The sequence below is a fragment of the Hyphomonas sp. genome (genome assembly GCF_041398465.1).
Taxonomy (GTDB): Bacteria; Pseudomonadota; Alphaproteobacteria; order Caulobacterales; family Hyphomonadaceae; genus Hyphomonas.
The window spans coordinates 303591-321633 of record NZ_JAWKUS010000003.1 but is presented as its reverse complement, the minus strand read 5'-3'; the positions used below and the strand labels follow the sequence as shown (position 1 = coordinate 321633).

Sequence of the window (18043 nt, the reverse complement as noted above, 5' to 3'; positions counted from 1 at the left end):
CCTAGCGTTCGACCCGGTAACCGCTGCGCCCGGCCAGCGGCTGGCCCGCCGCGATGGAGAAGGCCTGGCTGAGGCCGCGATAGAAGGCGATGCGGGCTTCGGCCTCCTCGCTGACGATCAGGCCGCTTTCGGCGCCGATCAGGCGCTGAGGTGTTTTTCCTGCATGGGCAAGTTCCATCATGTCTGACCAGAGGTCTGCAGGCAGGCCGCCGCCGGTCACTTTCTTCATCGGCTTGTCGTCGTCATTGCCGACCCAGATGCCGCCGACATAATCCGCCGAGTATCCGATGAACCATGCATCGCGCCAGTCCTGGCTGGTGCCTGTCTTGCCTGCGACAGTCCAGTTCTTGATGCGCGCCCGGCCACCGGTGCCGATATCGGAATTCACGACGCGGTAGAGCATCGCATTCATCTCGCGGGAGAGTTCTTCCGAGTACACACGGTCGCGATCATAGTCCGGGCGCTCATAGAGGACGACGCCGCGGGAATCCTCGATCTTCTCGATCAGCCACGGGTCAAGGCGCAAACCGCCGGACTGGAACACGCCATAGGCGCGCGTCAGCTCCCACAAGGAGACTTCCTGGCTGCCAAGCGCGATGGAGGGATAAGCTTCCAGCTTTGTCGTGATGCCGAAACGCCGGGCTGTCGCAGCCACGCGGGCGGGGCCGGATAGCTGGGTCAGTTCCACCGCGACCGTATTGATGGAGCGGGCGATGGCCTCGCTCATCGTCATGGGGCCCAGATAGGCGCCGGTATAGTTGGACGGGTTCCATTTGCCGATGGTGATCGGGGCATCCTCGAACACATCATAAGGTGAGTAGCCGTCTTCCAATGCCGTGGCATAGACGAACGGCTTGAAGCTGGAGCCCGGCTGGCGCAGGGCCTGCGTGACGCGGTTGAACTCCGAACTTGTGTAGTCGGTTCCGCCGACGAGCGCGGCGACCCGGCCGTCTTTCTGAATCAGGATCGCAGCCATCTGGCTCGCGCCTTCTTCTGCTCCGTCACTTTCCATACGTTTGGCCAGCTGCGCCCGGACCTTTTCCTGCAGGGGGATGTCCAGCGAGACGGTCACGACGAGGTCGCCCGGAATGCGGGGCAGCATGGCCTTGACCCGCTCGGACACTGCATCCAGCGCATAGCCAAGCTGGGGGTCATAGGTCGGCGGATCGATGATGGTGATGTCTTCGACTTTCGCGGCTTCCGCGTCGGCAGGACGAATGAAACCGAGATCCACCATCTGGGCGAGGACGTAGGACTGGCGTTCCTTTGCGCCTTCCAGGTTCTCGCGCAGGTTCAGCTTGGACGGCGCCTTGGGCAGGGCGGCGAGGATCGCGGCTTCTGCCACGGTCAGCTTCTGCGGCTCCTTGCCGAAATAATAGCGTGCCGCCGCGTCGATGCCGTAGAGCCCCGCGCCGAAATAGACCCGGTTCAGATAGAGCGAGAGGATCTCGTCCTTGCTCATTCTGGTTTCCAGCTCTCGTGCGAGCTTCACCTCCTGCGCCTTGCGCTTCACCGTCTGGTGAGACGTCAGCACGAGGTTCTTGATGAGCTGCTGCGTGATCGTGGAGGCGCCGGAGACGGTCTCTCCTGCACGCAGGTTTGACCAGGCCGCGCGGGCGATCGCGGCATCATCTGCCCCGTCATGCTCGTAAAAGCGCTTGTCCTCAGCGGCGATGAAGGCCTGCGGCACGTATTCCGGCAGCTGGTCCACGGATGTCGCCCGGCCGTAACGGGGGCCGCGCACGTCCAGCGTGTTGCCGTCATGGTCGATGAATTCGATGGCGGCTTCGCGTTTCACAGCCCAGAGGTCTGCCACCTCAGGCAATTTCGGCATGCCGGCATAGAGAGAGCGCCATTTCCAGAAGCCCCAGCCACCGACGACCAGGAAGACGACCAGGAACACAATCAGCGTGTAGCGCACCAGACGGGGGTGGCGGGAGGCAAAGCCACCGCCGGGCACCTTGATCGTCCGTTGGGCCGGGGTTTTCTTACCCTTCTGCGCCATGTCCGCCTGCCAGTAGAATCGATAATCGCTGAGGGTAAATGCGAGAGGATTACGGCAGTGTGAAGGCACGCCCTGCCTGCAGCAGGGACAGCCAGCCGGGGATTTTGGCGCTAGCGCCGGGCACCGGCCCAAAATGCGTGCGGTAATTGGCTCCTCTGCCGCGACGTCATACGGGGTCTCCCGTAGTGCGGGCGGGATTTTTCTGGTTTCAATGCAACATGAGGAATTGCGCGGTCGGGTGGTCCGGCTGCGCCGAATTCAGATGGACGGAGAGCCATGACAGGGACGGAAACGAAAGCGAAGCCCGCTGAGGGCAAAGTAGAACATTTCGATGTGCTGATTGCAGGGGCCGGCATTTCCGGCGTCGGCGCGGCGTATCACATGAAGACGCAATGTCCCGGCAAGAGCTATGCCGTGCTCGAAAAGCTGGAGAGCTTCGGCGGTACCTGGCTGTGGCACAAATATCCCGGCATCCGCTCCGACTCCGACCTCTACACGTTCGGTTACCGATTCAAACCCTGGACCGGAACGCCGATCGCCACCGCCGAAGAGATCCGCACCTATATGGGTGAAGTGATCGAGGAAAACGACCTCGGCAAGCACATCCGCTATGGCCACCAGATCCTGTCGGCAGAGTGGTCCTCCAAGGATAGCCTGTGGACGCTGAAAGTGCGCCGCGCCGAAACGGATGAAGTGCTGACCTTCACCTGCAACTTCCTCTGGATGTGCCAGGGCTACTACAACTACACCAAGCCCTACACGCCGGACTGGCAGGACATGGACAAGTTCAAGGGCCAGATCGTCCACCCGCAGCTGTGGCCGGAGGATATCGACCTCAAAGGCAAGAAAGTTGTGTGCATCGGCTCCGGCGCAACGACTGCCACAGTGGTGCCTGCGATCGCCGGGGATGTTGAGCATATCACCGTGCTGCAGCGTTCGCCGACCTATTTCATTCCGGGCAGGAACGAAAACGAGCTGGTGACGGAACTCGAAAAGATCGGCATCGACTGGGATACGATCCACCGGATCGCCCGGCAGAAAGTCCTGTTCGACCAGCATGACTTCACGCGCCGGTGTCTCGAAGAAGAAGACGTCGTCACGCAGGAACTGCTCGAAGGCGTGAAACTGTTCCTGGGAGAAGACTATCCGATCGACAAGCACTTCACGCCGCGTTACCGCCCGTGGCGCCAGCGCATTGCCTTCGTTCCGGATGGCGACCTGTTCCAGGGTATCGCATCCGGCAAGGCTGACGTGGTGACCGACGAGATCGAACGCTTCACCGAGAAGGGCATCCTGACCAAGGGTGGCCAGGAACTGGAAGCCGATATCATCATCACGGCGACTGGTTTCAATCTCTCCGTCCTCGGCGATATTCCGTTCACGGTAGATAACGAGCCTGTCGATTTCTCGAAGACCGTCACGTATCGCGGGATGATGTTCACCGGTGTGCCGAACATGGCATGGGTGTTCGGTTACTTCCGCGCTTCATGGACGCTGCGGGTCGACCTGATGGGCGACTTCATCACCCGTCTCCTGAAGCACATGGATGAGAAGGGTGTCAGCCAGGTTCGCGTGAAGCTGCGCGAGGAAGACAAGGACATGGAAATCCTGCCCTGGATCGATCCGCAGGACTTCAATCCGAGCTACCTCATGCGCTCCATGGACCTCCTGCCGAAGCGCGGCTCCAAATATATCTGGCAGCACACGCAGGACTACTGGAACGAGAAAGACGAACTGCCGAATATCGACCTCGATGCAGAGGAGTTCGATTATTCGGGACAGACGGCGAAGACGCCGGAACCTGCCGACGCCTGACCTGTCTGACATAAAAAAGAAGACCCTCCTGCAACCCGCAGGAGGGTCTTTTTTTATGCGCTGAATTCGGATGCCGGTGAGGGTGCTGTTTTGGCTATTGCAGGTCTTGTGCGGACCGGGGCTTGCCCGGGACAGATAAATGACTATCGGTTAATTAAAGGGTTTTCAATTCCTCGGATTCAATCTAAAGGGGTGTAATGAACATTCGGGAAGACTTCGTGCGCCCACGCTCCGACCGGGAAAACGCTGCCCGCCGCGCCGCGATCCTCGAGGCGGCTGAAAAGCTGATGCTGGAGTCCCACAATCAGAGGTTCTCGATCAGTAACGTGGCCCAGCGCCTTGGCGTTTCTCAAAGCACGATCTTCCTGCATTTCCGGAACCGGGAAGAACTATTGACCACACTCTATACGCAAGTGGGCAAAAACTTCTTCGAAACATTTCTGGGCCGGCTCCACGAAGGCATGTCGGACCGGGCTTTCAGCGAGGCGTTTATCGACACGGCAATAGAGTTTCCGGGATTCCGCCTGATGCGCCCCATGATCATGCGTGTCGTGGAAGAGAGCCTGAATCAGGACTATATCCACGACGCCGTGAAGGAGATTTATCTCTACCGCACGGCTGCAGCCGACCATGTGGAAGAACTTCTGAAGCTGGGGGCAGGCGATGGCCGCAGGGTGATGAAGAGTTTCGTCAATCTGATGTGCGGGGCCGTACAGGCGGATATTGGCAAACTCCTTGCGACCGAAAAGATGGACGAAGAAGTCGCAGATGGCGTCCGGTCATTCGATTTCCGTGAGGCCTTCTTGAGCGGTGCGGAACTTCTGATGATCGGGATCCGCAAAAGTAGCAATCACGACTGCAGTTGATGGCAATAGTGACGTTGCCGTCATAGACTTCATCTATACAGTACCTCACATTGAATGAGTCGTCTGTTCTGGGTGGAAATCACACGGCTTGCGCCGCGCGTCGGGGATTGCGCGGCCGTCGCTCCCAGCCAGGCAATTGCTTGAGGTGCCTGATGGCAATCCGTGAAGACTTCCAGCGTGCGCGTACCGACCTGGAAAAAGAAGCCCGCCGCAACGAGATCCTCGACGCGGCTGAAGACCTGCTCCTCAAATCCGGGAATGAGCGGTTCGCTGTGTCGGCGCTCGCTGCCAGGGTTGGCATTTCCAAGAGCACGGTCTTTCTGTATTTCGGGAACAAGGAAGAAATGCTCCTCGCCGTTTATGAGCGGGCTTTCATAAGGGCTTTCACTCAGCTTGGTGATCGCCTGACTGAAGGCATGTCCGGCCGGGCATTCTGCGAAGCGTTTATCGACAGCCTGATCGAACATCCCGCCTTGCTCATATTGCGCGCACAGCTCGCCCGCACGATTGAGCGGAGTGTCGCTCTGGACTCGATGGTCTCCTCCAAGCAGCGGATACTTGCTTGCGGACAGGCCGTTTCGGACAAAATGGACCGGATGATGAACCTCGAAACCGGCAACGGCATGCGCATGCTGATGGCGCTGATAAATCTGACGGCCGGGGCCGTGCAAGTGGATTCCTTGCCCTATGTGGACCCGGATGCCCTGCCGGAAGACATCGCCGATCTCCTGCAAACGGTTTCGATCCGCAACATTTTCATGAGCGGGGCGGAACTCATTTTCTGCGGTGCGACAGGTCGCCCCTTCGACTGAGCCGGTTCTCTCTGGAGTTGTTGGAAAGTCTCCTTTAGCCTGCGCGCAAGACCAAACGGAGGGATAGGCATGAGGCGATTGGCGAAGGCGGGTGCGCTTGGACTGATCATGTCGGTGATCATCGCCGCGCCGGCGAATGCGCAAGCGCAGCCCGAGCTGGACTGCGAAGGCGGTCTCGTCGGGTCTCTGCTCAAGGCGGTTGAGGATGTGCGATACCGGCGGGCCAAACTCGACGACCTTTTGCCGGCGTTCGATGGTGCAGCGGCCCGGTGTCCCGACAACACCTATGCGCTGCACTATGCGGCGGTCGCCCACCTCACCAAGGCCCAGACCCTCAACACCGAGAAGGCAGGCGCAGATGCGATCATGCCGGAGATCGAGAAAGCGTTCACCTATAGCCAGGCTTTCTGGGCGCTGCCGGACCGTGATCGCAAATACACGGTGGCGCAGAACGATTTCCCGGTTGAGAAGGGCCTGTCCTATGTCGAACAAAGCGATCTGCGTACAAGCCTGATCTCGTCTCTGCTGGACATGCATGTGCGGGCCGGGAAGACCCATCCCTACCTGTCCAGCGAAGAAGCTCCTGAAACGTGTGGCGACGTCCAGAATCAGGACGTGTCGGCCGCTGGCAGCTGGTTCGTCCGGAACGAGCAATTCGGACACGCCGCTGTGCCGTTTGCAGAGCGTCTCGCCAGTGCCTGCGAGATGACCGAGCCGTGGAGCAGCATACCAAACATTACGCTCAAATCGCTCGCCAACTCACAGCTGATCTGGGCGCGTAACATTGTCGAGGAAGATCCGGAAACGGCGCGCGACCTGGTCGAAAAGGTGAAGGTTTTCCGGGATGCCGTTCTGGAACCGGGGGAAACGTCAAATTCCATCTGGCGCGACTTCAATGCCTCCGATCTGGAGAAAGTGGAGAAAGCCCTGCCGCAGCCGATCATCGTTCCGACCGACACTCTGGACCCGCTCGTATCTCCGGGGCCTGTCCCGGTAGAAGACTGGTTCAGCGAAGCGGCAGACGACGCGAAGGTGATGGAATCCATGGGCCGCACAATGGACGCCTATGTCGCCGCACGGGGGCGTTCGGGATATAATTCCGTCATCGCAAAAATGTTCGGCGCGACGGTGCATACACCGGACAGGAAAGCCGCCTGCAATCTGATCTATCGCGCGGTTGCGGCCTACCAGCAGGGCAGCTGGCGGTCAGAGGAGACGGCAGACGTGGAGGTGCCCATGTCGAGCGCCGCGTGGCTGGAAAACTGGGAGCCGCCCCCGGCCCCGACCCCGGCTACGGACAGCCAATAGCCTTGGCGAGAATGTTCCGGTGCACCTCGCTGGTGCCGGAATAGATCGTCGCGGCGCGGGTGGCCATATATTTGGCCTGCGCGAAATCGCAGTCCGGCGCGGCTTCCAGCGCCGCTTCCGTGATGGCCTGGTGCAGCTCCGTCGCGAGCAGTTTCAGCTGCGAGGAGGCGGGTCCGCCCGTCAGCGTGCCGACGCCCTCGTTCGTGCGCTCATCCAGCGCTTCGAGCCCGTCGATCCGCATTTCCAGTTCGGCAAAGCGTATCTGGAGCGAAGCGGGCAGGGCGCCGTTTGCAGCAGCATTCCGGCGGGCGGCTCGCATGGCCCGGCGTAGCAAGCCGGTCGTCGTATTGTTGCCTCGTGCAATCGCCATCAATTGCTTGGCGGTTTTCCAGCCTTCGCCGATCTCGCCGATCCGGTCCGCCACCGGGGTGCGCACGCCATTGAAGAAAATTTCGTTGGTTTCGTACTCGCCATCGATGAACTTGATCGGGCGCACCTCAATGCCAGGACGGTCCATCTCCACCAGGAGGAAGACGACGCCTTTGCCGCCATGCTCGGCAGGGTCACAGCGGGCCAGCAGGAACATGTGCGTCGCGTACTGGGCAAAGCTCGTCCAGATCTTGCTGCCCGTCAGGATGAAATCGTCGCCGTCCCGCTCTGCCTTCATCGACAGGGCCGACAGGTCAGATCCCGCCTGCGGCTCGGAAAAGCCCTGGCACCATTCATGCTCGCCATTCAGGATGGCAGGCAGGTAACGGTCCTTTTGTTCCTGTGTGCCGGCCTCGATGATCAGGGGGCCAATCGTCCGTACCCCGGAATTCATCAGGATCGGCGCATCGCGGGCCGCGCATGCATTTTCAAAGTAGATGCGCTGTTCCGCCGTCCAGCCCGCGCCGCCATGTTCCACCGGCCATGTCGGGGCATACCAGCCCCGGGTGTTGAGCTTCTCACGCCAGATCCGGCAGGCTTCGGCGTCTGACTTCAGCCCGGTCGTCGCGCGCCCGGCGGCCCGCAGGTCTTCTGTCAGTTCGCGATCGAGAAATTCGTCTACTCCGGCGCAGAATTCGTCCCACTCACGCCCATCCTCACGAGTATGAGCCGACAATTCTTCCGAGTAAAAGCTGCCATCCATGATGCACTCCCTCCACCGGAGTAGACATTCCATTACCGCGCAGCACGGCAGAATCGGCAATCAGGGAAACTACGTGGGTGACGGTGGGGGAAGGCGCCGCCAAGCCGGATTCCAAAAGATAATTCATTATTTTTCCGGGCGCACACTTGTTAGGCCAATGCATGTTGACCGCGCGGGAGGCGCCTGATGGAGCAACAAAAAACCACCGCAGAAGAGATTCTCAGCAAGGTACCGGCCGCCACCGCAGGCTTCTGGATCGTCAAGATTCTGGCGACAACGCTTGGGGAAGTCGGCGGCAATCTGTTCAGCATGAACATGGGTCTTGGGTATCTGGCCGCGACCGCCATTCTCGCCACGCTCTTTGTGTCGCTCGCCCTGATCCAGATACTCGCACGGCGGTTCCACGCCAGTCTCTATTGGCTGACCATCGTAGCGTCCACGACTGCGGGCACGACGCTGGCGGACTATTCCACACGTTCCATCGGTCTCGGCTATACCGGTGGGTCGATCCTTCTATTGTCATTGGTGATCGCGTCACTGATCGCGTGGCGGTTCGCCCTTGGGCGGGTGTCCGCCGACCAGATCGCGGACCGGAAGACAGAGCTGTTCTACTGGATCACCATCACATTCTCCCAGACGCTGGGTACCGCGCTGGGAGACTGGTTCGCCGATACGGCAGGGCTTGGCTATTGGGGGTCAGCGCTGGTGATCAGCGCCATGCTGCTGGTCGTGCTCGGCCTGCAGATGAAGCGGACGATCAACGGCGTGTGGCTCTTCTGGGCGGCTTTTGTCCTGACCCGGCCGCTGGGCGCGGTGCTGGGCAACTTCCTCGACAAGCCGGACCATGGCGGGCTGGCGCTCGACAGGCCGCTGATCGTCGGAACGCTCAGCCTGATGATGGTTGTCGCAATGATTGTGATGCCCCAGCGTGCGGGGCACCACAAAACAGTGACGGCCTGATCGGGGTTTTTAGAAGCCCTTGGCTTTCACGCGGTCGCGGCCGGCATTCTTGGCTTCGTAGAGGAAGTGATCGGCCTGTTCGATCATGTCGCGAGGCGTCATGCCCGGTTCGAAGCGCACGAGGCCGAAGGAGGCGGTCACGTCCTTGATCGTCTTCAGCGTGCCCTCGATCGGCGTTTCAGAGCTCTTGAAGTTGTACTTGATCTTCACAAGCAGGTTGTAGGCCGAGAAGAGGTCCGTTTCCGGAAGGATGACCGCGAACTCCTCACCGCCATAGCGGGCGACCATGTCCTGACCCTTGATGTTCTGCGTCACGACGGCCGCAAACTGCTGCAGCACTGCATCGCCGACCTGGTGGCCATACGTGTCGTTGACCGCCTTGAAGTGGTCAATGTCAGCCAGCGCCAGGCACAGTTTCTCGCCGGTTTCGGCAGCGGCGCGGACTTCCCGTTCCAGCCGCTCGTCAAAGGCACGGCGGTTGGCGATCGCGGTCAGCGGGTCACGCATGCACTGGGTCTGGACTTCCTCCAGTTCCTGGTTGAGCGTGGCGATCTGCTTCTGGGAATCCATCAGGCCCTGGTTCAATTCGCGCGTGGTCGCAGCCATTCGCTTGTTGTCTTCCATCAGGGTGGAGAGCAGCGAGGCGATGTTTCCGCTGGACGCCGCTCCGGGCAGTTCCTCATTCGCCTTGTCGAGGCAGGCACCGAAATCGTCGCTGTTCTGAACACCCTGCTGGATGATCTTCATGACCTCGTCGATTTCCTTTTCGATGGCGAGGCCAATCGTATGGCGGGCGGATGCGCCGGTTTCTTCGGTCAGCAATTCCCGGAAAATTGCGCTGATGTCGTAAGGAGTCAGCGTGCCATTCTGGGCAATCGCGCTGTCCACACGGTCCACAACCCGCTTGTCGGTTGCGTTCACATAAGCGTACCAGACAGCATAAGTCTTCGGTTCCGGCGGGGTACGGTACTTCTGGATCAGGTCGAACGCTTTTTGCGCGTTTCGGAATACCTGCTTCAGATCAGACCCATTCGAAGGGGCGGCCGATGGCTTGGCCTCGGCAGTAGCAACTGCTTGCATGATTTTGATTCCGTCCCTGAAATTCAACTCTCCACGCTGAAAATTTACGCGGACCAGCTTGATTGACGGTTAACGCAGGCTGCGACCGAATGCCCGCCACACAGGCGATTGCGCTGTTTTCCTGTGCGAGGGACACGAAGACTGGCAAGGTTCGGACAGAAGCTTTCTACCGCAACGGACTGGCCGGTAGTTTTGGGTGGATCAAAGGTAAACGGGGATGCAGGATGGGTATTCCGGGATCATCGGGACGCAATCTCTTCGCCATCGTGGCGTTCATGTTGCTCGTCTTCCTTTTGGCGACGATCGCCTACATGGCGGCCGGATGGAACTTCTCGGACTCTTTGTACATGGTGCTGCTGACAGTCTACACGGTCGGCTACACCGAGGTTCACCCGGTCGATACCGCCTATCTCCACATCGTCACGGTTGCCACCATGGTGTTCGGCTGCACCGGGATGATCGTGTTCACCGGATTGCTGGTCCAGTTCCTGACTGTCAGCCAGTTGCAGAAAGTATTGGGAGTGACCCGAATGCAGAATGCCCTCGATAAATTGAAGGACCATATCGTGCTGGTCGGCTTTGGCCGGATCGGCGTCCAGCTGGCGCAGGAACTGAAGACCGGCGGCGCCGAATTCGTCGTGCTGGAAAAGGATGAAAAGCGCGCGCTGGAGGCGAGGGGGCTCGGCTATCTCTGCCTGCTGTGCGATGCGACCGACGAGGACGCCCTACGCCGCGCAGGTATTGACCGGGCACGGACGCTTGCCACCGTGCTGCCGAACGATGCAGCGAATGTGTTCATCACCCTGTCGGGCCGCAGTCTCAATCCCGGCATCGAGATCATTGCGCGCGGCGAACTGCCCTCGACGGAGAGCAAGCTGATCCAGGCCGGCGCAGACCGTGTCGTGCTGCCGACCCATATCGGGGCCGAACGCATCGCCGAACTCATCCTCTTCCAGGAAAGTGCGCACCCGGACAAGATGAAGGTGCTCGAACACTCCCTCTGGGAGCTGGGGCTGGAGACCGACGTCATCATCGTCGCCGAAAAGGGTGCGCTTGCAGGCTTCAGCATTGCCGAGATCGAAGCGAAAGTCGGCGGGGGCTTCTTCGTCGTCCAGATCAACCGGCGCGACGCGGAGCCGGTCGCCAACCCGGACCGCAGCACGATCGTCAAAGGCGGCGACGGCCTCGTCGTCGTCGGCCGCAACATCCAGACCCTGCGGACGCTGTTTGTAGCGCCGGTGGTGGCGGGGCAGGCGGCGACCTGAGCGGTAGGACCAGACTCAAGCCATTCCCGGCCGCCAGGCATCGCGTACATGACGCGGCATCTGCCGGGGCGCCATGGCGACGATGTCGAAGCGCCAGCCGCAGTCGGCGAGGGCCGGGTGGCGGGCCATCCAGAACTCTGACGCGCGGTCGATCCGCTGCCAGGACCGGTGGGTCACGCTCTCCACGGCGAGGTCCAGCGTCTTGCGGTGCTTCACTTCGATGAAGGCGACGAGGTTTCCGCGCTTCGCGATCAGGTCCACTTCGCCCATCGGTGTGCGCACGCGCCGGTCGAGGATGCGATAGCCTTTCGCCTGCAGGTACAGCGCGGCCAGCCACTCGCCCTTGCGGCCCCGTCTCTCTGCAGCCTGGCGGTTGGGCTGGGCCATGGCATTCAGCCATCCGCCTTCAGCTGCAGCGCACGCTGGTAGACGTCCCGCTTTGGCAGGCCAAGCGCGTCGGCGACGGCGTTGGCGGCGGCCTTGGTCGGCTGGTCGGCGAGGGCTTCGCGCAAGGCCGCGTCGAGGCGTTCGGGCGTGACCTCTTCTTCCAGCGGCGGGCCGGTCAGCACGACGATCTCGCCTTTCGGGCCGCCGGCTTCGGCATAGTGCGCCGCAAGCTCCGCCAGCGTGCCGCGGCGGGTTTCCTCGAACAGTTTGGTCAGCTCACGCGTCACGGCGCCCGACCTGCCCGCGCCCAGCACGGCGGCCATGTCCGCCAGCGTGTGGGCGAGCCGCGGCCCGCTCTCATAGAAGATCAGCGTAGCTGGAACCGTCTTCAGGCTTTCGAGGCTTTGCTTCCGGGCCCCTTGTTTTGGCGGCAGAAATCCCGCGAAGCAGAACCGGTCGCTCGGCAGGCCGCTGGCCACAAGGCCCGCCAGCATCGCCGAGGCGCCCGGCACCGGGAAGACGCGGTGGCCGGCTTCCAGCGCTTCATGCGCCAGCTTCCAGCCGGGATCGGATACCAGCGGCGTACCTGCATCCGAGACGAGCGCGATGCGCGCGCCTTCGGCCAGCTTGCGCAGGAGTTCGGGTCTCCGTTCCGCCCCATTGTGGTCATGATAGGGGCTGAGGCGGGCCTTAACCCCATAGGCGGACAGGAGTTTCCCCGCCACGCGTGTGTCCTCGGCCAGCACTTCATCGGCCGCGGCCAGCACGTCCAGCGCGCGGAGCGTAATGTCCCGGAGGTTGCCGATCGGCGTGGAGACAACATAGAGACCCGGAGACAATGCCTGCGCGGATGACTGGGACGGTTGCCCGTCCGGCCCACCCCCCCTAGAGTCGCGCCAGCCGGGAATCGCCTGCGCGCCGGAAGTTCCAGAAGATGTTTCAGGAGATGACATTGCTGCAACCATTGCTCAGGACGATCAAAGCGCCAAGCTTTCTTCTCATCGGTTTCCTGTTTGCTACCGCCTGTGCCAGCGCGCCAGCGCGCCCGCCTGTCCAGATCGGTACGGGCGGCCCGCGGGTCGAGCCGGTCACCGGGCCGGAAGAACAGCCGGAAGAGGGCGTCGACGTCACGGATCTGGGCGAGCCGGAAGACCTGACCCAGGTTCTCGGCGATGGCGGCCTGACACCGGCCTTCATGGAAGGGCGCGAGATCAAGCGCGCCGCCGTGCTGCTGCCATTCTCCCACCCCAACGCCCAGGTCCGCGCCGAGGCGGAAAGCATGCTGGCCGGCATCGAACTCGCCCTGTTCCAGTATGCAGGCGATGATTTCCTGATCATCCCGAAAGACACCGCCGGCAAGACCTCCGTGACCGAGGCCCGCATCGACGAGGCCATTCAGGAGAAGGCCAATGTTGTGCTCGGTCCGCTGTTCGGCGCCAATGTGAAAGCCATCCGCGAGCGCGCACAGGAAAAGCAGGTCCCGATCATCGCCTTCTCGACCGACCGCACCGCGGCGGGCGGCGGCGCTTACCTGGCTTCCGTCTCGCCGGAAGAGGAAGTGCGCCGCATGGTCGAATACGCGGCCGGGCAGGGCATTTTCAGCTATGTTTTCCTCGGGCCGCAAACCACCTATGGTCGCCAGATCGAGAACGCCCTTCGCACTGAAGCCTTCAACAATGGCGGCGTGGTGCTCACCTCTGCCTTCTACATGCCGGAGGCCGGCGCCACCGATGCGGCCCGGTCCGTCTCCGAAATCCTGAAATCCGAAATCGAGGTGCGGCCGAAGAAAAAGGTTGCCGTGATGATCCCGGAGCGCGGTGTGCAACTGCTCTCCATCGCGCCGCTGCTTCCCTATAACGGTGTGGACATGACCCACATCACCCTGATGGGCACCAGCTTATGGAGCGATGAATCCATCTGGCGCGAGCCGACGCTCGATGGCGCCGTCTATCCCGCGCCGGATCCGGAAAACCTGACCACATTCCGCGAAGCCTATCGCCGCATCTATGGCAAGGCGCCGACAGACCTCGCTGCCGTCGCCTATGACGCGGCCGCCGTGGCTGTGAGCCTCGCGGGCGAAGACAACCTCAAATACAATGGCGTGACAGACCCCGACGGCTTCTTCGGCGTCAACGGCCTGTTCCGCTTCCGCATCGATGGCACCAGCCAGCGCGGCCTCGCCGTGATGCAGATCCGCCCGACCGGCGCAGAGCTGATCGAGAAGGGCGCCAGCCAGTTCGGCCCGGGGGCGAGCTGATCCAGACGAATTGTCAGGCAAATTGACGGCGAATCCTTCGCATTCTGCCTGCATCCCTCCCTTGCACCTGTGTAATTCCCGCCCCACATGACCCGGCAGGGCAAAGGACTAGAGAAAAACGGCGAGCCATCCATCCATGAGCAAGCGCGATTATTACGAGGTTCTTGGCGTCTCACGCGATGTCGATGAGAAGGCGCTGAAATCCGCCTACCGCAAGCTGGCCATGAAATACCACCCGGACCAGAATCCGGGCGACCAGGAAGCCGAAGAGAAATTCAAGGAAGTCGGCGAGGCCTATGCGATCCTTTCCGACGCGCAGAAACGAGCGGCTTATGACCAGTTCGGCCATGGCGCTTTCGAAAACGGCATGGGCGGCGGCGGCAATCCGTTTGGCGCAGGCGTCCACCCCGAAGACATTTTCCAGGACCTGTTCAGCCAGGTGTTCGGCGCAGGCGGTTTCGGTGGCGGACGCCGCCGCGGCGGCCCCCAGCGCGGCGCAGACCTGCGCTACGATCTCGAGATCACGCTGGCCGAGGCCTTCACCGGCAAGGACGAAACCATTCACGTGCCCCAGGCCGTCGACTGCAAGACCTGCGAAGGGTCTGGCGCCGCGCCGGGCACCGAGCCTGAAACCTGCGAGACCTGCCACGGTGCAGGCCGCGTGCGCGCCCAGCAGGGCTTCTTCACGATGGAACGCACCTGCCCGCGCTGCGGCGGCAAGGGCAAGACCATCAAGAAGCCGTGCAAGGATTGCGGCGGGGCCGGTCAGGTGCGCGAAGAGCGCACGCTGAACGTGAAGATCCCGGCCGGCGTCGAAAGCGGCATGCGCATCCGCCTCGCCGGCGAAGGCGAAGCCGGTGCCAATGGCGGCGGCAAGGGCGACCTCTACATCTTCGTCGATGTCGTCGAGCATGACATTTTCGAACGCGACGGGCCGAACCTCTATTGCCGCGCGCCGGTGCCGATGGTGACCGCGGCCCTTGGCGGCGAGATCGAGATCCCGACCATCGATGGCGGCCGCGCCCGTGTCGTGGTGCCGGAAGGCGCCCAGACCGGACGCAAGCTGCGCCTGCGCGGCAAGGGCATGCCGTCCGTCCGCCAGTCCGCCCACACGGGCGACCTCTTCGTCGAGATGTTCGTGGAAACCCCACGCAACCTGACGCAGCGCCAGAAGGATATCCTTCGCGAATTCTGCGACTGTTCCGGCGCCGACTGCCACCCCGAAAGCGAAGGCTTTCTCGGCCGCATCAAACGCTTCTGGAACGGCGACCACGAAGAAGACCGCCCGAACTAGGCTTTCATGGCCGCGAGTTCATTTGCCTGACGGGCAGGGCGTGCCCATCTGAAGGGCATGTTCAAGCGCATCCCTTCCGCCCCGCCCGGGATTGTCGCCTTCGATGCCGAAGGCAAGATCACCGATTCCGATTACAAGACGATCCTCGTTCCCGTGGTCGATGCGGCCATCAAGGAACACGGCAAGGCGCGTATCCTGATCCGGTTCGGCCCGGAATTCGAAACCTACACCGCCCATGCCATGCTGGACGATGCCGTCTTCGGCACCGCGCACTACACGGCGTTCGAGCGGATCGCCATGGTCACCGACATCGGGTGGCTCGCCAATTCCATGCGTTTCTTCGCGCCGCTCATCCCGGGAAAGATGCGGGTCTTCCCGCTCGCTTCCCTGGATGAGGCGATGGCGTGGACGGCGGCCTAACGGCAGCCCTCCGCCCAGTCCATCACGGTACCGATCAATTCGTCGCGCGACCATGAGAAGGAGTGGTCGCCAGAGAGGACGACGCCCGTCGTGTCGATGGCCGGGTCTGCCTCATAAGCGGCGATGAGCGGCTTGATCACCAGATCTGCCGGAACGGAGCCATCCTTGTCCCCGCCCACGACGAGGATGCGCTTGCCCTCCAGTTTGGGCGCGAGGCCCTGCAGGCTGAAGGCCTCCTTGTTGGTCTGGATCTCGGTCATGATCTTCTCGCCGGTCAGGCCGTGCAGCATCTGCAGGCTGTCGCTGTAGGCCATGAAGCCGGCCTTCGCCTCGGGGCTTGTCTCGAAGACGCCGGCCATGACGCCGATGTCTGCCGGGGCGATGCCCGCGGCGCAGCTGATGGCGCCATCGCGCGCGGCGGCCTGAAGCGATGCGAAGCCCCCCATGGAGTGCCCCACAAGCACGATATGATCCGGATTGGTCCGGTACTGGTCAGCATTTGTGCGCAGGAAGTCCGTCGCGGCGGCAACATCCTCGATCACATGGGTGAGGGTGTAGTCACCCTCGCTGCCCCACGCGCCGCGATAATGGAAGAAGAGCACGTTCCACCCCGCCGCGCGCATGTCCTGCGCGAGATCGAGGTTCTTTTCATTGCCCGGAAAGCCGTGCAGCAGCACGACGGCCGGGTGCGGCCACGGCCCGTCCGCGACATAGACAAGCCCGTTCAACCGGTCGCCATGACTATCGAAGGAAACCTCTTCGATGGCAGGCGGGAAGGCTTCGTCATAGGCGGGCGCTGCGGCCTCGACGGGCGCTTCGGCGACGGCTTCGAGGGGTGTCGTCTCACAAGCGGTGAGCAGGGCGGCGCCAGCAAGCGCGGCGAAAAGGGATGCGTGTTTCATGAATGTCCTCCGGTGGGCTGACCTTACGCGGGAAGCCGGGTGGGGGAAAGGCAGGGCACCGTACGCTCCCCGCGCGTCACCCCCCGGCCGCGCAGCGGTCTGGGGGCCCAGCTCTGAACGAAGCGGACTCGTGCGTCATGTCCGGTTCGGGGAAATTCGCCGCCGCGCATGACGTCCTCTGCCGGGCCGTTCGGAGATGGGCACCCAGATGGCCTGCGGCCATCGGGTGTGACGCAAGGGGGTGCGACTTGATTTCCAGTGGCGGAGAGGGTTTGTGTTGTCCCCACACCTTCGGCCAGCGACGGCTGGGAAACAGGCGCGAAATCCGGCTCTCTATCCACCCGGAAAGCATCCGGCCTCATCCTCCCGCCCATGCACCCTGATCTCCGCCGTCTCTTCCAGCTTGTCTGGCCGGTGTTCTGGCCGTGGCTGGTCTGGAACCTTGTGCGCGCGGCCCGCTGGCACGAACGCACGGGGCGGGATGTCCTGTTCGCGGTGGACCCGTTCGGCAATCTCCGGCTGGCCTATGTGGCCGATGCCCCGCCGCCCGATACTCTCTATACATATGAAGCGCCGCGCGTGGCGGCATGGGACCATCCTGCCCTTGGCAGCGATGTGCCGGATTGCGTGCGCGCGTCAGACGCGCCAGTCCGTCATGATCCGGATAAGTCCGGTATGGTCATGCATAGTCATGACATAGTCCGGCATGATCATGGGCTGCACGTCCGTGGGCCGCCTTAGCTGGCATCCCTTCCGAATGCAGCTCTCACCACCGGATGGCGTCCGCCACTCCGGCCGCACGTGCTGCGCCGAACCTAAGCGCCCTCGGCCCAGCGCCGGATGAGGTTGTGATAGATGCCGGTCAGGCGAATGACTTCCGGGTCCTTGTGGCCCTTCTCCGCCACCAGCGCCTGGATCGACTGGTCGAGATCGAACAGCAGGGTCCGCTCGCCATCGTCGCGCACCATGCTCTGTAGCCAGAAGAAGGAGGAAATCCGCGCGCCGCGCGTGATCTCGCTGACAGAGTGAAGGCTGGAGGCCGGATAGAGGACCGCGTCGCCCGCTTCCAGCTTCACTTCCTGGGCGCCAAACAGGGTCTCGATCACCAGTTCACCGCCGTCATAATCTTCCGGTTCGGTCAGGAAAAGCGTGCAGGAAAGGTCGGTCCGGATGCGTTCGGGGGAGTTCTTGACCGAGCGGATCGCATTGTCGACATGGGCTCCGAAACTGTCGCCGACGACATAGCGGTTGAACAGGGGCGGAAACACTTTCTGCGGCAGCGCCGCCGCCAGGAACAAGGGATTGTTGCCAATGGCAATGCTGACCATTTGCTGTGCCTTGCGGGCCGCCGGGCTGTCTTCCGGCAGCTGCGTGTTACGCTTCGCCTCGGCAGACTGGACACCGGCGGTGACGCGGCCGTCCACCCACTCCGCTGCATCGATCAGCTGGCGGATGTCTTTCACCTGCGCTTTGGTCAGGACTTGCGGGATACAGATCAGCATGGGCGGACTCTACGAAAAGGATGAAAGGCGGCCCTGGA

Annotated in this window: 17 protein-coding genes; 10 read left to right on the top strand and 7 right to left on the bottom strand. The window is 62.1% G+C overall.

All coding sequences use genetic code 11. The features are described 5' to 3' along the window. Position 1: 1 nt before the first annotated feature. Positions 2–2005, bottom strand: coding sequence for a transglycosylase domain-containing protein (locus R3C98_RS11965; RefSeq protein ID WP_371314307.1), 2004 nt, complete (start codon positions 2003–2005; stop codon positions 2–4). 276 nt (positions 2006–2281) lie between these two features. Here R3C98_RS11965 and R3C98_RS11960 point away from each other — a divergent pair, with 276 nt between their 5' ends. The 4 genes from R3C98_RS11960 (at position 2282) to R3C98_RS11945 (ending at position 6806) form a co-directional block, all read left to right on the top strand. Continuing rightward, a complete protein-coding gene (locus tag R3C98_RS11960) occupies positions 2282–3820 on the top strand; it encodes a flavin-containing monooxygenase (protein ID WP_371314306.1) in 1539 nt (512 codons plus the stop codon). A 197-nt stretch (positions 3821–4017) separates the two neighbouring features. Then, a complete protein-coding gene (locus tag R3C98_RS11955) occupies positions 4018–4686 on the top strand; it encodes a TetR/AcrR family transcriptional regulator (protein WP_371314305.1) in 669 nt (222 codons plus the stop codon). 152 nt (positions 4687–4838) lie between these two features. After that, positions 4839–5498, top strand: coding sequence for a TetR/AcrR family transcriptional regulator (locus R3C98_RS11950; RefSeq protein WP_371314304.1), 660 nt, complete (start codon positions 4839–4841; stop codon positions 5496–5498). 69 nt (positions 5499–5567) lie between these two features. Beyond that, positions 5568–6806, top strand: coding sequence for a hypothetical protein (locus R3C98_RS11945; protein ID WP_371314303.1), 1239 nt, complete (start codon positions 5568–5570; stop codon positions 6804–6806). Here the strand turns inward: R3C98_RS11945 and R3C98_RS11940 are convergent. Beyond that, positions 6790–7938, bottom strand: a complete 1149-nt coding sequence (locus tag R3C98_RS11940; RefSeq protein ID WP_371314302.1) for an acyl-CoA dehydrogenase family protein — start codon at positions 7936–7938, stop codon at positions 6790–6792. The genes R3C98_RS11945 and R3C98_RS11940 overlap by 17 nt on opposite strands. 186 nt (positions 7939–8124) lie before the next feature. On the opposite strand from R3C98_RS11940, the gene R3C98_RS11935 reads away from it, so the two are divergent. Further along, complete coding sequence (locus R3C98_RS11935; protein ID WP_371314301.1) at positions 8125–8898, top strand: hypothetical protein; 774 nt, start codon at positions 8125–8127, stop codon at positions 8896–8898. Between the two features lie 9 nt (positions 8899–8907). Here the strand turns inward: R3C98_RS11935 and R3C98_RS11930 are convergent, their stop codons facing one another. Then, positions 8908–9978: a GGDEF domain-containing protein gene (locus tag R3C98_RS11930; RefSeq protein ID WP_371314300.1), complete on the bottom strand. Its 1071-nt coding sequence runs from the start codon at positions 9976–9978 to the stop codon at positions 8908–8910. 224 nt (positions 9979–10202) lie between these two features. Here R3C98_RS11930 and R3C98_RS11925 point away from each other — a divergent pair, with 224 nt between their 5' ends. After that, positions 10203–11243, top strand: coding sequence for a TrkA family potassium uptake protein (locus R3C98_RS11925; protein ID WP_371314299.1), 1041 nt, complete (start codon positions 10203–10205; stop codon positions 11241–11243). Positions 11244–11258: 15 nt separating this feature from the next. Here R3C98_RS11925 and R3C98_RS11920 read toward each other — a convergent pair whose 3' ends face one another. Continuing rightward, positions 11259–11630: a YraN family protein gene (locus R3C98_RS11920; RefSeq protein ID WP_371314298.1), complete on the bottom strand. Its 372-nt coding sequence runs from the start codon at positions 11628–11630 to the stop codon at positions 11259–11261. A 5-nt stretch (positions 11631–11635) separates the two neighbouring features. Next, the gene (rsmI, locus tag R3C98_RS11915) at positions 11636–12583 is read right to left on the bottom strand and encodes a 16S rRNA (cytidine(1402)-2'-O)-methyltransferase (protein WP_371314297.1); all 948 of its coding nucleotides are present in this window, start codon (positions 12581–12583) and stop codon (positions 11636–11638) included. Between rsmI and R3C98_RS11910 the strand changes: the two genes are divergently transcribed. The 3 genes from R3C98_RS11910 to R3C98_RS11900 all read left to right on the top strand — a co-directional run bounded on the left by R3C98_RS11910 (position 12565) and on the right by R3C98_RS11900 (position 15601). Continuing rightward, positions 12565–13887, top strand: coding sequence for a penicillin-binding protein activator (locus tag R3C98_RS11910; RefSeq protein WP_371314296.1), 1323 nt, complete (start codon positions 12565–12567; stop codon positions 13885–13887). The two genes, rsmI and R3C98_RS11910, sit on opposite strands and share 19 nt — an antisense overlap. Before the next feature lie 136 nt (positions 13888–14023). Continuing rightward, positions 14024–15181, top strand: a complete 1158-nt coding sequence (gene dnaJ, locus R3C98_RS11905; protein WP_371314295.1) for a molecular chaperone DnaJ — start codon at positions 14024–14026, stop codon at positions 15179–15181. A 57-nt stretch (positions 15182–15238) separates the two neighbouring features. Continuing rightward, positions 15239–15601 carry an STAS/SEC14 domain-containing protein gene (locus R3C98_RS11900; RefSeq protein WP_371314294.1) on the top strand — a complete coding sequence of 121 codons (363 nt, stop codon included), beginning with the start codon at positions 15239–15241 and terminating at the stop codon, positions 15599–15601. On the opposite strand, the gene R3C98_RS11895 is transcribed toward R3C98_RS11900, so the two are convergent. Further along, positions 15598–16503, bottom strand: a complete 906-nt coding sequence (locus tag R3C98_RS11895; protein WP_371314293.1) for an alpha/beta hydrolase family protein — start codon at positions 16501–16503, stop codon at positions 15598–15600. The two genes, R3C98_RS11900 and R3C98_RS11895, sit on opposite strands and share 4 nt — an antisense overlap. Positions 16504–16875: 372 nt before the next feature. Here R3C98_RS11895 and R3C98_RS11890 point away from each other — a divergent pair, with 372 nt between their 5' ends. After that, on the top strand, positions 16876–17244 hold the full coding sequence (locus R3C98_RS11890) for a hypothetical protein (RefSeq protein ID WP_371314292.1): 369 nt from the start codon (positions 16876–16878) through the stop codon (positions 17242–17244). Positions 17245–17318: 74 nt separating this feature from the next. Here R3C98_RS11890 and R3C98_RS11885 read toward each other — a convergent pair whose 3' ends face one another. Further along, positions 17319–18005, bottom strand: coding sequence for a Fe2+-dependent dioxygenase (locus tag R3C98_RS11885; protein WP_371314291.1), 687 nt, complete (start codon positions 18003–18005; stop codon positions 17319–17321). Between the last annotated feature and the right edge of the window lie 38 nt (positions 18006–18043).